The organism is Pelagicoccus sp. SDUM812005 (assembly GCF_031127875.1).
Taxonomy (GTDB): domain Bacteria; phylum Verrucomicrobiota; class Verrucomicrobiia; order Opitutales; family Opitutaceae; genus Pelagicoccus.
Genome location: NZ_JARXIA010000001.1, coordinates 89,092 through 103,163, shown reverse-complemented (window position 1 = coordinate 103,163; position 14,072 = coordinate 89,092). Strand labels below are relative to the sequence as shown.

Below are 14,072 nucleotides of genomic sequence, written 5' to 3'. Positions count from 1 at the left end.
CTACAAATTCGTCTTCAGGCTGCGAACGATCCTCTCGAACGTAGGCAGCATCTCTTCCCTGTTTCCGTCGGATATAACCGCCTGGAACACATGGTGCTTTTCATCCCCTAAGAACACGAAGAGGTACACGGTATCGAGATCTTCACTACTGCTAGGATTCGTGAAGCGGAGAAAACGCCCCTCCATTCCGCTCACCTGCAGATTCTGCCCCCATCCTTCATCGAGCACGTAACCGTTAAAATGCCGGGCCACATTGCCGCCCATTTTTTCCACCAGAGCATCTAGGTTGAGCTCCTTCTCCGACTTCCATTCCGAGTTCAGCTCCGAGAGGGAAAGGTACTTCCCTTGAGCCAAAGGATCGGCCAACCAGATAACCTGCTCGCGCTCGCTGTTGCCTCGGCCTTGCGGGATCGCCTGCCAACTGCCCGGCAGCGATATCTCGTAGTTGTGCACTGGATTCACGTATACCGCATCCTTGCCGACATCCACCGTCTCCAGCTTGGAAAGCACTCCTTCCACTCCGCCGGCCACCATCTTGATCAGGATTCTCCGCTCATCCGCCGTGAAGAAGACGCGCTGCTGCTGCACCTTCATGTCGATCAGCACCTCGTAGCAATCGACCGCGCCCAGAGCCGTATCCATTTCCTCGATTCCAAGGATCTGAAACTCGATATCGAGCGGCATTCCCGAAAAGCTCACGAATATCTTCTTGGACATCGTGTACCCAACTTCCAACGGCAGCTGACGCAGCAGCTCCACCGCTTGCTCGTTGTCGTAGACCCGCGCCGGAAAATCGAAGCTCCGCTCCGCGCCCGACTTCTCGTATTCAACTTTCGCTGACAAGCCATCGTCCCCATACCAAGCCCGCGTGATCCCGGCCTCGCCAAGCTCCATCATGCTGTAGGCCGTGTTAAAGGTTTCCTTGTCGAACTCGACCACCGTGGCCCGATGCCCATTGAGCAAAAAGCGGGACTCCTTGCGCCACAGCGAGCGCCCCTCCCACTCGTAGCTGTAGATCGTCGAAAAGCTGTGCCCGATCACGTTGCCCGTCGGCAACACCCAGTCGTAATGCGTGCGTTCCCCATCCTCCCAGGGTGTGATCTTTGGAACGAAATCCTCCGGCAACAAAGCCTTCGCATCCGCAACCCACCTCGACTCGTTCGGGTACAGCTCGATCAACTCGTTCAGGACCTGCATGCCCAGCCCCCTCTTGCCCTGATCCAAGTACACCAAGGCCAAGCGATACTTCGCTTCCGCCGCGATCGAGTCGACCAGAGCCGTTTCTTCGAGGATCCGCTCCAGCACATGCGCCGCCTCGTCGAGATTCGCTTCACCCTGATGCAGGTAGATCGCCCGCTCCAGGTCGTCCGCCAAACGCTGCGAAGCCGACTCGACTTGCCCCTGGGCCAACACGCTAGCCACCCCAAATACCGCCATTCCAACCCAACCCTTAATTGTCATTCGCTTTTTCATCATGGGGCCATCCTAGCGAGAAAGTGTTACCCGCGTGTTACCAACAAGTAACCGGTTCATCCAAAATCGATCAACCCCAGAGGCACGCTTTTGTTTCGCCACCGCCGCCAAACCCATTTTCTTTGGCCAACTTCCTATGAAATTCGACCTTTCCATCGTCTCAAAGCACTTTCCCGAGTTCACGCCCGAGCAAATCTCGCAGTTCGAAACCTACGCCTCCGCCATCGCGGAGTGGAACGAGAAGATCAACCTCATCTCCCGCTCCGACGTGGAAAACCTCCCAAAGCGCCACATCCTCCACTCCCTCGCCATCGCCAAAGTCATGGCCTTCAAGCCGGACACCACCGTCATCGACGTCGGTACCGGCGGCGGATTCCCCGGCGTCCCCCTCGCCATTGCCTTCCCCGAAACCCGCTTCCTCCTCGTCGACTCCATCGGCAAAAAGATCAAGGTAGTGCAAGACTGCCTCGAACGCCTCGGCCTCGAAAACGCCGTCGCCATCCAATGCCGCGTCGAGGAAGTGGACCGCCAAGTCGACTTCATCGTAGCCCGGGCCGTCACCCAACTCCCCAAGTTCATGGGCTGGATCCGCAAAAAGGTAAAGCGCTCTAGCTTCAACGACCTGCCCAACGGCGTGCTCTACCTAAAAGGCGGCGACCTCGCCGAAGAGCTCTCCTCCATCAAGGAAAAGCCGCAGCCCCACCTTATTCGCGACTATTTCGACTACGACGAGTTCGAGCAAAAGTACGTCATCCACGTCCCCGTAAAACGGTAAGGGCGAGCTTTGCCGCCCCAGCGCCGCCACTTCACTTTCCACCTTCCACACCTCGTCGCCCCCGGCGATGCACCTATGCGACTCCGCATCATCCTTCCGCCCAACATCGAATCCGCCGCTCCCCGCGACGCCATTCCCACCAAGCTCGAAATCGCCCTGCCCGGCGGCAAAAACGTCCGCCCCGAAACGCTTACCCCCGACAAGCTCGGCGAGCTCGACGAAGCCGGCCGCGTCGCCGCCTTCTCCCTCTTCCAATGGTGCGGAGGCAAGCTCTCCTCCTTCCTCCAGCTCGACCGCGAAAAGCTCGCCACCCTCGTCACCACCCTTTCCGGACAAGGCGACTTCTACTGGGCCAACCAGCCCCAGGCCCCCATCGCATGGAACGGCTCCGAGCTCATCGGCGTCACCGAACACATCCAACCAGAGGAGCCCCAAGCCCGCGCCGCCCCAAGCCCGCTCGACCCAGAACCCCAACCCCAGGACTCGGACCCCCACAAGCCCTTCCTCTTCGACGGCAAGCCCCTCACCGTCGACGGCTCCACCCACTACCTCGCCATCTCGCTCCCCTCCCGCGAGCATCCCTACTACGAGGAGATCCGCGAGCTGCTCCAGACCTACCGCTTCAAGCTGGAGCCGGGCAACCGCAAGTGGTGGCTACGCGACCGCCACCTCACCCTCAACTTCCTCGGCGAATACTGGACCGACCTCGAAACCAAGTACCAAGCCGAATTCACCCCAAACTTCGAGCAACGCGTCGGGGCCATGCCCGAAGCCAAGATCAAGACCGAGGTCGTCGAAGAGCGCAACGGCTACAACCTCACCGTATCCATCGCAGCCGGACAAGCCACCCCGCAAGAGATCAGCCAAAGCCTCAACACCGGCAAGCGCTACATCGAGTCCGGCGACAAGGTCTTCCTCGTCAAGCGCTCCCGCCTCGATACCCTCAACTCCGTGCAGAAGCAGCTCACCGGCGACTTCAACGCCCCCCTCCTGCACAACGGCAGCTACAAGATCCCCTACTCCCGCAGCCTCGAGATCGAAGAACCCCTCTCCGAACTCAACCCCAACTTCAAGCCCCCCGCCACCTGGCGCACCCGTAGCGAAGCCCTCAAGCGCCTCGACAAGCTCGTCGCACCGCCCCTCGCACCTGCCCTCGAGTCCACCCTGCGCCCCTACCAAAAGACCGGGGTCGCCTGGCTGCACCACCTCTTCAAGAACAAGCTCGGCGGCATCCTCGCCGACGAAATGGGTCTCGGCAAAACCCTGCAAGCCCTCGCCTTCCTAGACTCCGCCCGCAACACCCAGAACCAAAAACCCAGAACCCAAAACCCACGCGACGTCAGTCTCGTCGTCTGCCCCGCCTCCCTCGTGGAAAACTGGCGCCGGGAAGCCGCCAAGTTCACCCCCGAGCTCAAGGTCTTCGTCAACCAAGGTAGCGACCGCATCAAGTCGCCCGAGCAAGCCCTCGCCTACGACCTCATCATCACCTCCTACGGCACCCTCATCCGCGACAAGAAACGCTTCGCCGACCTCAACTTCCTCTGCGTCATCGCCGACGAAGCCCAGCACATCAAGAACCGACGCACCCAAAACGCCAAGGCCCTCACCGCCCTGCAAACCGACGGCCGTATCCTCCTGACGGGTACGCCCATCGAAAACAGTATCCAGGATCTCATGTCGCTCCTCGACTTCATCATGCCCGGCGGCTGGAAGCCCATCCCCAGCGGGGCCCGCGGAGACGAGCGACGCTGGCACGAGCGCCGCATCCTCGACCAAGCCGCCCCCTACATCCTCCGCCGCACCAAGGACAAGGTCGCCACCGAACTGCCGGAAAAGATCGAGCAGATCCTCTTTATGGAGATGACTCCGGCCCAAAAGAAGACCTACGAAGCCGCCCGCCAGCACGCCGAAAAAGAAATCTCCCAGCTCGAAAAAAGCGGAGCCAGCGAAGGTGCCCTGCGCATGAAGACCCTCACCCAGCTACTGCGCCTGCGCCAAACCTGCTGCGACCCCCGCCTCCTCGACAAGCAGCTCGACGCCTCCGCCTCCTCCAAGCTCAACTCCTTCCTCGAACTCCTCGAAGAATCTATGGACGGCGGCCACCGCATCCTCGTCTTCTCCCAGTTCGTATCCCTGCTCTCGATACTCAAGGAAGAGCTCGATTCGCAAAACATCCCCTACTGCTACATCGACGGCTCCACCCGTAACCGCATGGCCGAAGTCGACCGCTTCAACGACTCCGACGACATCCCCATCTTCCTCATCTCCCTCAAAGCCGGCGGCACCGGACTCAACCTCACCGCCGCCGACACCGTCGTGCACTTCGACCCCTGGTGGAACCCCGCCGCCGAAGCCCAAGCCACCGACCGAGCCCACCGCATCGGCCAAACCAAGGTGGTCACCAGCTACAAGCTCATCGTCAGCGACTCCGTGGAAGAAAAGGTGTTGCAGCTCCAGAACCAGAAGCGCCAGCTGCTCGCCGACGTTTTCGAAGCCAGCGAAGCCGCCAACGCCAAGATCACCCTGCAAGACCTCAAGGAACTCATCTAGCGACCATCCCTGGAGGGACCGCTACCCCGCCGTCCCTTCCGTCCCAAACCCAACTCGCCTCCGTCCCCGCGCAGGGCGCGGGCTTCACTGCCCGCTCACAGGCAACGTACATTCGCTCGATTACAACATGCCCAGGTTGGGCGCACTCAAGGCACTCCAAGCAACAGTGGCAAACGCCCGCCTCTTTCGTTACGACCCCACAAAAATCGACCACCCCAGAAACTTAAACGTTAGCTTAGGCCTTGTCGCCTGAGCTCGGCGTTAGCCAAAGAAAAAGACCACCTTGCCACGGTTAAAAAAAATCCTACCTTAGATTCCATGAGCATCCCGGACATCAAAAAAATGACTATACAAGAACGACTTACGACCATGGAGCACATCTGGGATTCGCTCTGCCACGAGGATAGGGAGCCAGAGTCCCCAGAGTGGCACGAGACGATTCTAGCCGAGAGAAAAAAGATCATGGATTCTCCGGATGCCAAATTCCTGACCATCGAGCAGCTTCGAGAGCGTTATCGCTAATGGAAATCAGGGCTGTCGTCACCCTAGAAGAGGCTGCCAAGGACTTGGACGCCGGAAAGGCGTTCTACGATTTTAATGAAGATGGAATCGGCCTCTACTTTATCGACAGCCTCCTTTCAGACATTGAATCTCTGAAGATCTTAGCTGGGATTCACAGTAAAAAGTTCGGCTTTTATCGGATGCTATCCAAGCGATTCCCATTTGCTCTGTACTACGACATAGACGGTCAGATGGCACGCGTGGCAGCGATTTTGGATATGCGGCGAGATCCGGCTTGGATCCGAAAAGAACTACAACGAAGAAAGGGCTGACAATAAAGGGACCTTCGAACCGTAGGTTCGCATTGACGTGTCTCCAACGGTCTCAAACCTTGCACTTTGACATTGAGATCGGAGATTCTCGCCGAAGGCCTTAGACTTCGCAGAGGTATTCGGACAAGACACCGCTAGACGTTTCTACGGTCCTTATCCGAAATCCGCTGCGCTCAAGCAGTCCGCGCATGACCCAGTCATAAGTAGAGAACTCGTCACGGAAATGCCCGATCGCGTCGTCGCGCAAAAAGTCGCCACCGAGCCTCTCCTGCTCTTCGATGAAACGGGAAACGCTGGCAGCGGCTCCCTGGTCCGGCATAACAACGTCGCGCAGAAAAAACAGCCCACCCGCCTTCAAGCATCTCGAAATGCGGTCCAAGGCCACGCCTTTCCAGTAGTCCGGCAGGTGGTGCAGCGAAAAGCTGCTCGTAACGGCGTCCATGCTGCCCGCTTCGAGCTCGAAATCGAGGTAGCCCGCATGGACAAAGGACAGGTTTGCCAGCCCTGCCTCCGACGCCTTCCCCCTCGCCCGCACCAGCATGGCTGGAGAAACGTCGATCGCGGTGACGCGATGACCTGCCCGAGCGGCCTCCATGGCAAATTCACCCGTTCCACAGCCGATATCCAAAACAGCGGAACCGGCCCTCAGGCCTAGCTTCGCGAGCAAGGCCGCGTTCTCTGTTTCCACGTCGCGAAACTGGGCGTGCGAAGCATCGTAGACCTCCACTTCGGCCGCTTGCGAATAATCCTTCCCTACCTGCCGATACTCATCGTATTTCCATTCCTGATACATTTTCCGTTTCCTCTTATATCGTTTTTCCTAGAGAGCCTAGCCTCGTGCGGCGCACCCCCTCCGATTCGCGCTTCACTCAACAATCCACCCCACCGTCCCGCAAGGATTAAGCAGCGCAGGAGGAAGCCTGCGACTGCGCCAACGGGGAGTCGGCCTGCGACTAAATGGCGACCTCCCGTTCCGCCTGCTCGACCAACGCCTCCGAATTCGCTCCGCCAGGAGGAACCATGGGGAAAACCTTGTGCGTAACATCGATGGGAACGTTGATCAAAACCGTGCCCTTCGCCTTCAAGGCCTCTTCAAGCGCCGCTTGCGGATCCTCGGTCTTGCCCAAGTCGTAGGCGCCTACGCCGAAACCGCGGGCGATCATGCAGAAGTCGAGATGGCTGCTGAAGTTCGACGCGAAGATGTTCTTCCCGTAGAACAGGGTTTGCTGCTGGTGCACCAAGCCCAAGGAGTTGTTGTTGCAAAGAACGACCTTCAAGTTCGCTCCTTCTTCCGCCGCCGTAGCCAATTCCTGGATATTCATCATCAAGCTGCCGTCGCCCGAGAAGCAAACGATCGTTTGCTCGGGCGCCTCCAAGGCAGCTCCGATGGCAGCCGGCAAGCCGAAGCCCATAGTCCCCAATCCACCCGAGGTCAGCCAACGTCGCGGCTGGTCGAAGCTGAAGGCTTGAGCCGCCCGCATCTGGTGCTGCCCAACGTCGGTAGTCACGATCGTATCCTCCGGACAAATACGCTGCGTCTGGCGAATGATGCCGTAGGCGGAAGTCGGCGAATCCGCGTCCGGCATCTCCATTGGAAAATCGCGTTTCAACTCCGCGATCCGCTCCATCCAAGCTTCGCGGCGACGCTCCCGGGTGGCAGGGATCAAGTCCTGCAAGGCCGCGTTCAAGTCGGCCTGGATAGCGATATGGGCAGTCTTGATCTTGTGCAGCTCCGCGGCATCGATGTCGATGTGGACGATCTTCGCGTCGGGACAGAACTGAGCGACCTTTCCCGTAGCGCGATCGTCGAAGCGGGCGCCAAGGGCGATCAAGAGGTCGCACTCCTCCAAGGCTTTGTTGGTATAGCGAGCAGCATGCATCCCGAGCATGCCGATGGATTGCGGGTGACTCGCTGGAAAGGCTCCCAAGCCCATCAAGGTCGTCGTAACCGGAGCGTGGATACGTTCCGCGAACTCGATCATGCGGGAGCTCGCTCCGCTATGGATCGCTCCGCCGCCGAGATAGATTACAGGCCGCTGGGCCTCATCAATCATGCGGGCAGCCGCTTCGATCGCCTTCGCCTCGATCGACGACTCCAATTCCCGCCGCCCCGGCTCGGGCCATTGCTCGACTTGGATACGCTCCATCTGGACGTCCTTGGGGATATCGATCAAAACCGGTCCCGGACGGCCGGAATTGGCTACGCGGAAGGCTTCCGGAATGATCTGGAGCAACTCCTCGGCGGACTGGGCAAAGTAGCTGTGCTTGGTAACGGGAAGGCTGAGCCCGAAGGTGTCGATCTCCTGAAAGGCATCCGTGCCGATCAAGCTCTTGGGAACCTGGCCCGTGATGCAGATAACCGGTATGGAATCGAGCTTCGCGTCGGCCAAGGCCGTTATCGTATTGGTAGCCCCCGGTCCGGAGGTCGCGAAAAAGACCGCAGACTCCCCCGTTACCCGAGCCTGTCCGTGGGCGATGAAGCCGGCCCCCTGCTCGTGACGAGCCAGGACGTGCCGGATCGTTTCGCTTCGCGACAAGGCATCGTACATGGGGAGGTTGGCTCCGCCCGGTATGCCCGCGATTCGTTGGATGCCCTGTCGTTCGAGCAACTTGATGAGGATTTCTGCGCCTGTGTAGTTCATTTTCGGATTCAGTTGATTTCTAAGGTTAGTCGCTGACTGATTCCGACGATGGCGTCCTAAAACGAACAACCCCGCCGGATTGCGCCGGCGGGGTTGTTTCGTCAAAAGCTCTTTGCTTCGTTCAACCTCTCGCTGACGCGGTCCATCCGACCACGACCACCACGACCACGTTCACTAGTACGAGGTTGATAAGCTTGCTTGGCTTGATTGCGGATGGCTTCATCTTGCGAGGTTGATTCGATTTCCATCGGACGGATCCGATGAAGAATGAAATCGAAAAAGCTTTCCCAGGCGCTCCTGTCAAGCTCGTTTAGGAAACGAATGCGCTCAATGCCGCGTCAGCGGAAAGCTTTCCCGCAACATTTCGATGCAGTTCAAGTAAGCTCGCCCGTCATGGTAGCTCGCTTTCCAGCGCGAGGCCTTCGCCTGAGAACCGGCCGCCGGATCGCTGTCCCGCCCCGTCGCCAGCCACCCACCATGCTCCGCATCGATGAGGTATCGCTTGATGTAAGCCCACTGATCCTCAAAGGCTTGGCGATACTTCGGCTCTCCGGGGTACAGCTGGGACATCAGAAGCGTCGCGTTCAAAGACTCGGCCGCAATCCACCAAACCTTCTGCGGCATGATGACCTCCACTTCGCCGCAGTCGCCGAAGTAGTAGCCGCCTTCGAAAAGCGAACCGCGCTCCGCGTCCCAACCGGTCGCCAAAGCGTGGTCGACCAGCGCCTTCGCCACCTCGGAGGTTCGCTCGCCAGGTTCCCCGTACAGCAGCTCCGCCGCTTCCAGCATCAAAAACGCGGTTTCCACATCATGCCCCCAGGAAACGTGGTCGACGAAGCGATGCCGCATCACCGACTCCCGCCCCTCGTCCCGAAAGCTCAGCTTTCGCCACTCGCGATCGAAGATCAAATGCAAGTAAGCTGGCTCCTGCACGAACCGGTCCCTCAAGATCGCGAGCATCTGCTCCAGCCGCGTTCGCAGGCAATCGTCTGGCCAAACCGCATACAAAGCCGTGAAACACTCCAGGAGGTGGATCGAAGAGTTATAGTCCTTCGCCCCGATCGCAATCGTATCCGAGTCGTAGATACGCTTCCGCGACCATTTTCCGCGCAGGTCCAAATCGTCGACATAACCGCCCTCCTGCTCGTCCCGGGCATGCCGATCCAGCCACTCGAAAGCTCGCTTCGCGTAGGCCAAGGCCTCCGCATCCTTCGTCTCCCGGTAGAAGGCCGCTAGAGCGTAAATCGAGAAGGACATCCCGTAGGCCGACTTCCCTTCCTCAAGAATGGGCTCCCCCGCCTGGCTAACGCCCTCAAAGAAACCGCCATTCTCCGCATCCCACATCACGTCGATCAAAAAGCGAACCCCATGCCGGGCCTGCTCCGCGAAGCTCGCGTCGCCTTTGTATCCAGCAAGCTGAGACAGGACCCAAACATGCCGAGCCTGTCCGACTAGAAACTTGTCGGTTTCCTCCGTCGGCTCCCACTTGAAGTCGAAGCCCGTCACGTAGCCGCCCATCTCCCGATCCACCGCTCGCGGGTACCAAGCCTCGATCAGGTCGCGCTCGAAGGATGCCTCCAATTCCGCTAGAATCGCCTCATCTGCCGCGGCAAAGGAAACGCCGAGCAGCCATCGAAGGAACCCGAAACCAAGAATGAAAAACCTCATGCCGCCCCACCGCAACGCGATCACTCCCCGACCGCCTTCTTATCGGATTCCGTCATTTTGACCATTTCGATTTCCCCCATGGAAATCCTGCCGCTGGTATCACCCTTCACTTTAGCGATATCATCCATCTGCAGGCCAATCACGTCCGCGACCGCCGCGTTCATCGACTCGAAGGCCGTCTCGAAGCCGAGCCCGATGGCTCTGGTATTGTAGCGGACCCGCCACACCTGCTTCAGCTCCTTGTTGTGAATCAGGTGCTGGTAGTCGAATGCGTTTAGGATGACGAAGTAGCGTTCCTCCTCCAAGGCATTCCACAACTCCTCGTCCGGATCCGGGCCGAAAAGGTTCCGGCTCCGCAGCTTCCCCTCCAGCCCGAGCAATGCCATGTTCTTGGAGCGCTGCGAACCGCCACCGGATCCCCAGACGAAGCCTTCGCCAGCAGCCGATGCGGCCGATGCGGTTTGAGCCGGCGCTGCGATCGCATCCGCTCCAGCGCTCGCCGTCGCGAGGCTCGCTTCGCTGCCCGTCGAGCCCAGTCCGGACTCGCCTCCGAGGTCGCTGGCGCTCGCGATTCCCTGCAATTCTCCCCAGTTCGGATCCAAGGAAGTCCGGCCCCAGGAGACCATGATCAAGAGGTCGCCCTTATGCCGGTCCGGCTCTGGATACAGGCTTCGCTTCCTCAGCGTCTCCTCGAGGGACTCGAAGAGATCCTCGAAACGGGTCGTCTCCAAACCGCGATCGCGCGTCGAGCCGCCATGGAACTTTCCCTTGACGATGTGGTAGGTCTGGTACTCCAAATCCGCCGTCCGCTCCAGGTAGTCCTCCTCGGCTTCCGCGTTCACCAGAATGTTGAAACGCTTGGCCGACAGCGAGGTCCCCGCTAGCAGGAATCCAAGCAGGACAAGCAATAGATTCCTCAAAAAGCGGGAGAACATGATGCAAAAGGCGCGGCCGCTAGATCGTGAATTGACCGTCCTTGTAGATCACCGTGCTGCTGCCATCCTTCAAGTAGGCAGTAACGGTGCGGTTGGAGGTAGCGACGATATCGGTATGGACCACGGAGTTGTTGTACCCCATCTCCGCCCATTGCCCTTCAGATACCTTCGAAGGATCTCCCGTGAAGGAATCTCGGTACGCGGAGCCGACCGCGATGTGCGTATTGCCGTACTTGCCTCCCACGTTTTCGTCGTAAAGCGTTTCTCCCATGAACTTGGTGATGCGCGAGAAGCGGCGGTCCGTGAGCGAAAACTCACCCGCCTTGTCCGCGTTCTCCACCGCAATCATTTCCTTGAGCAGATCCTCGCCCTTCGATGCGGTCGCCTTGACCACCAATCCGTCCTTGAATTCCAAATACGCGTTTTCGATCAAGGCGCCGTAGCGATAGAGCGGTTCCGTAAACTGGATACGTCCTTCCGTCCCGCGCCAATCCGGCGAGACAAAGAGCTCGAAGCTCGGAATGTTGCGCCCCGAGCCGCCCAGCCACTTGCGATGGTCGCCCAGCTTCACCCAGAGATCGGTATTCTCGGCTTCCACGTGCAGCTTCTCAATCTCGAGGGCGTCGAGCTTGTCCTTGTACGCGTAGAGCTCCTCATAGAGAGCCTTCCACTTTTCCGCGGGCTTTTCCTCGCGGAGATAGCACGCCTCGATGATTTGCTCCCAATACTCCTCCAGGGACATGCCGACCTCGTCGGCCATCTGCTGGGTCCCCCACATGGCGAGCGTCCAGGTATACCGTCCCGCCGATTCCTTGGCGCGGCGCCAGTCCATGTACGGCTTCATGGCCTTCTGGGCCGCCATGATCTTCTTGGAAGGGATGCCATCGAGTTCCTTCTTGTTCGTCTCCGCCAAGATCGCCACCGTGTGATCGATCTGCTCCACCGTCCCCCGGTGGAACTTTTCGGCGAAGAAGTTGAGCTGCTCCTCGTTGGCGAGCTCGAAGAACTCGCGAGCCATGTCGTCCGGAGTGAAAAAGACCAAAGGATGAGCCCCTGCCTTCAAGACCGCGCGGCGCAAGGCGACCAGGAACGGCTTCGCAACCTCCGGCACCCGCAGTTGAACCACCTCGCCCGGCTTCACGCCTTCCCCGCTGTTCAGGGCGAAGTTAATCATAACATCCGCGTACTTTTCTAGGATCTCTTCAGAGGGCTGATAACTCATAGGGGGCAAAGCCTTATAGTTTCAGCAAAAAATGCAAGGTCGCCTCCAAAGATAACGAGCCTATTCCTCCTCGGGGTTCGCGACCGCGACCAGCTCGATCTCGATCAAGGTCGACGGGTCCTCGAAGCCCGCCACCTCCACCATGGTCAAGGCCGGTCCGCCGCCTTCGCCATAGACGAGGAGCCGGGCCGCCTTGGCCGCTTCGTAGCTCGCGCCTTGCTTCAGGTAGACCCGCTCCTGCACGGCATCGGCCATGCGCAGCCCGTAGTTGCCCAGCACCGACTGCAGGCGGATGTAGGCCGTGCGGGCTTGCTGCTGCACCGTCTCGCCGGAGGCCCCCATCGCCGCTACGAAAACCACCCCGCCCACGCGAACCGCCTGCGGCGTCCTCTCATCCCGGTCGATCTCCGAAAAGAAGAGCGGCTCGCGAAAGCCGACCTCTTCCTCCTGCCCCCCCAAGGCCGGAGCGCACAGGGCCAACGCCAAAACCAGCCCGCCAATATTCGCATTGAATCTCATGCCCCACACCCTAGCATAGCCTCCTCCTAACGCCAACTCTCGCAATCGGCTAAACTCAAAAGGTACGCTCGACGATACCTATAGCCCATGGTTCCAACTCCACCCATCGTTGCCTTCCTCTCGGACTTCGGCGAAAGCGACTGGTACGTCGCATCCGTCAAAGCCGTTCTCGCTAGACTTTGCCCCGAAGCAAAAGTCATCGACATTTCCCACCAGGTCGAGCCGGGCAACATCCGCTCCGGCGCCTTCATCCTCTCCCAGTGCTACCACGACTTCCCCCGCGGCACCGTCTTCCTCTGCGTGGTCGATCCCGGCGTCGGCTCCGACCGCAAACCCATCGTACACTTCGACGGCGACTACTACTTCGTAGCTCCCGACAACGGGCTGCTGGGGCTGCTCGATTCCGGCATGTGCCGCACCTACGAGATCGAGCCGCACCGCTTCGACGCCCAAGTTCGCGAGAGCAACACCTTCCACGGCCGCGACATCTTCGCTCCCGCCGCCGCCTTCCTTGCGAGCAAGATCCCGCCCAGCGACTTCTGCACCGCCCTGCCCAAGTTCGCCCACGACGGCATCGACTTCCCCGAAGTCCACGACCTCCCCATGGACGGGCAAGTCATCTACTTCGACCAATTCGGCAACGCCATCACCAATCTCCGCATCACGCGGAGCAGCCCCGCCCCCCAATCCGTCGTATTGAAAAATGGAGACAAGATCCCCTTCGGCCTATCCTTCCACAGCGTGGAAAAAGGCAAGCCCATCGCCTACCTCGGCTCCGGCGGCTTCCTGGAAATCGCCGTCAACCTCGGCAGCGCCCGCGTCTCCCTCAACCTGGAAGCCGAGTCCGAGTTCAAGCTGGTCTAGCGGGCGAGCTTTTCCCCCAACGTCGCCAGCGCCTCGCAAAACTGGCTGATTCGGTCGCTCACCACCGGGCTCATCGTATCCCCTGTCCAATCCTCCGGAACGGAATAAACGAACCGCGGCAAAACGATGACCCGAAAGTCCAGCATCAAGCTATTGGCCAATGGCATCACCGACATGTAGCTCATGGCTCCGCCCGCCGCGCAGAGAAAGCCGACCAGCTTGTTTTCCATGTTCCGCCCCGCCAACTCGATAGCGTTCTTCAAAGCCGCATTGACGTCGTAGTTGTAAATTGGTGACGCAAGCACATAGGCGTCGGCCGCCTCCAGGCGCTTGTTGAGGTCGAGAGCGTACGGGTCGCCATAGGCGGCTCCGCCATCGCAGAGCGGCAGCTCCATCTCGCGCAAATCGATAAAGTCGACCTCCACCTCCGCTCGAGCCAGCAAACGAGTCCGGACCTCCAAGGCCATCATGCGGCTACGGCTGCCGGGATTCAAACTGGAGCTAACGATCGCGATCTTCATGCGAAAGCTTTCCTTGGCAAAGCTAAGATTGTCAACCGCCCAGGCTCCAGCCCACACCGGGACCGCGAGA

At 59.5% G+C, this 14,072-nt stretch carries 13 protein-coding genes; 5 read left to right on the top strand and 8 right to left on the bottom strand.

The window, feature by feature from the left end; all coding sequences use genetic code 11:
* On the bottom strand, positions 1–1,461 hold the full coding sequence (locus tag QEH57_RS00380; protein WP_309004677.1) for a DUF3108 domain-containing protein: 1,461 nt from the start codon (positions 1,459–1,461) through the stop codon (positions 1–3).
* 148 nt (positions 1,462–1,609) lie between these two features.
* On the opposite strand from QEH57_RS00380, the gene rsmG reads away from it, so the two are divergent.
* The 4 genes from rsmG (at position 1,610) to QEH57_RS00360 (ending at position 5,631) form a co-directional block, all read left to right on the top strand.
* On the top strand, positions 1,610–2,248 hold the full coding sequence (gene rsmG, locus QEH57_RS00375; RefSeq protein WP_309004676.1) for a 16S rRNA (guanine(527)-N(7))-methyltransferase RsmG: 639 nt from the start codon (positions 1,610–1,612) through the stop codon (positions 2,246–2,248).
* A gap of 75 nt (positions 2,249–2,323) precedes the next feature.
* Positions 2,324–4,798 carry an SNF2-related protein gene (locus QEH57_RS00370; RefSeq protein ID WP_309004675.1) on the top strand — a complete coding sequence of 825 codons (2,475 nt, stop codon included), beginning with the start codon at positions 2,324–2,326 and terminating at the stop codon, positions 4,796–4,798.
* A 342-nt stretch (positions 4,799–5,140) separates the two neighbouring features.
* Complete coding sequence (locus tag QEH57_RS00365) at positions 5,141–5,320, top strand: addiction module protein (protein WP_309004674.1); 180 nt, start codon at positions 5,141–5,143, stop codon at positions 5,318–5,320.
* Entirely contained in the window at positions 5,320–5,631 is a 312-nt protein-coding gene (locus QEH57_RS00360) for a hypothetical protein (RefSeq protein ID WP_309004673.1), read from the top strand. The genes QEH57_RS00365 and QEH57_RS00360 overlap by 1 nt, the downstream gene beginning before the upstream one ends.
* 100 nt (positions 5,632–5,731) lie before the next feature.
* Here the strand turns inward: QEH57_RS00360 and QEH57_RS00355 are convergent, their stop codons facing one another.
* From QEH57_RS00355 to QEH57_RS00330, 6 genes are all read right to left on the bottom strand, one after another.
* Positions 5,732–6,424: a class I SAM-dependent methyltransferase gene (locus QEH57_RS00355; RefSeq protein WP_309004672.1), complete on the bottom strand. Its 693-nt coding sequence runs from the start codon at positions 6,422–6,424 to the stop codon at positions 5,732–5,734.
* A 160-nt stretch (positions 6,425–6,584) separates the two neighbouring features.
* Positions 6,585–8,273 (bottom strand): acetolactate synthase large subunit, encoded by a 1,689-nt coding sequence (ilvB, locus tag QEH57_RS00350; RefSeq protein WP_309004671.1) that lies wholly within the window; start codon positions 8,271–8,273, stop codon positions 6,585–6,587.
* A 327-nt stretch (positions 8,274–8,600) separates the two neighbouring features.
* Complete coding sequence (locus QEH57_RS00345) at positions 8,601–9,941, bottom strand: AGE family epimerase/isomerase (protein WP_309004670.1); 1,341 nt, start codon at positions 9,939–9,941, stop codon at positions 8,601–8,603.
* 20 nt (positions 9,942–9,961) lie between these two features.
* Entirely contained in the window at positions 9,962–10,876 is a 915-nt protein-coding gene (locus QEH57_RS00340) for a hypothetical protein (protein ID WP_309004669.1), read from the bottom strand.
* Between the two features lie 19 nt (positions 10,877–10,895).
* Complete coding sequence (locus QEH57_RS00335; RefSeq protein WP_309004668.1) at positions 10,896–12,098, bottom strand: aminopeptidase; 1,203 nt, start codon at positions 12,096–12,098, stop codon at positions 10,896–10,898.
* Positions 12,099–12,158: 60 nt separating this feature from the next.
* Entirely contained in the window at positions 12,159–12,617 is a 459-nt protein-coding gene (locus tag QEH57_RS00330) for a RidA family protein (protein ID WP_309004667.1), read from the bottom strand.
* Positions 12,618–12,704: 87 nt separating this feature from the next.
* On the opposite strand from QEH57_RS00330, the gene QEH57_RS00325 reads away from it, so the two are divergent.
* Positions 12,705–13,481 carry an SAM-dependent chlorinase/fluorinase gene (locus QEH57_RS00325; protein ID WP_309004666.1) on the top strand — a complete coding sequence of 259 codons (777 nt, stop codon included), beginning with the start codon at positions 12,705–12,707 and terminating at the stop codon, positions 13,479–13,481.
* Here the strand turns inward: QEH57_RS00325 and QEH57_RS00320 are convergent.
* Positions 13,478–14,002, bottom strand: a complete 525-nt coding sequence (locus QEH57_RS00320) for an NAD(P)H-dependent oxidoreductase (protein ID WP_309004665.1) — start codon at positions 14,000–14,002, stop codon at positions 13,478–13,480. The genes QEH57_RS00325 and QEH57_RS00320 overlap by 4 nt on opposite strands.
* Positions 14,003–14,072: the final 70 nt, after the last annotated feature.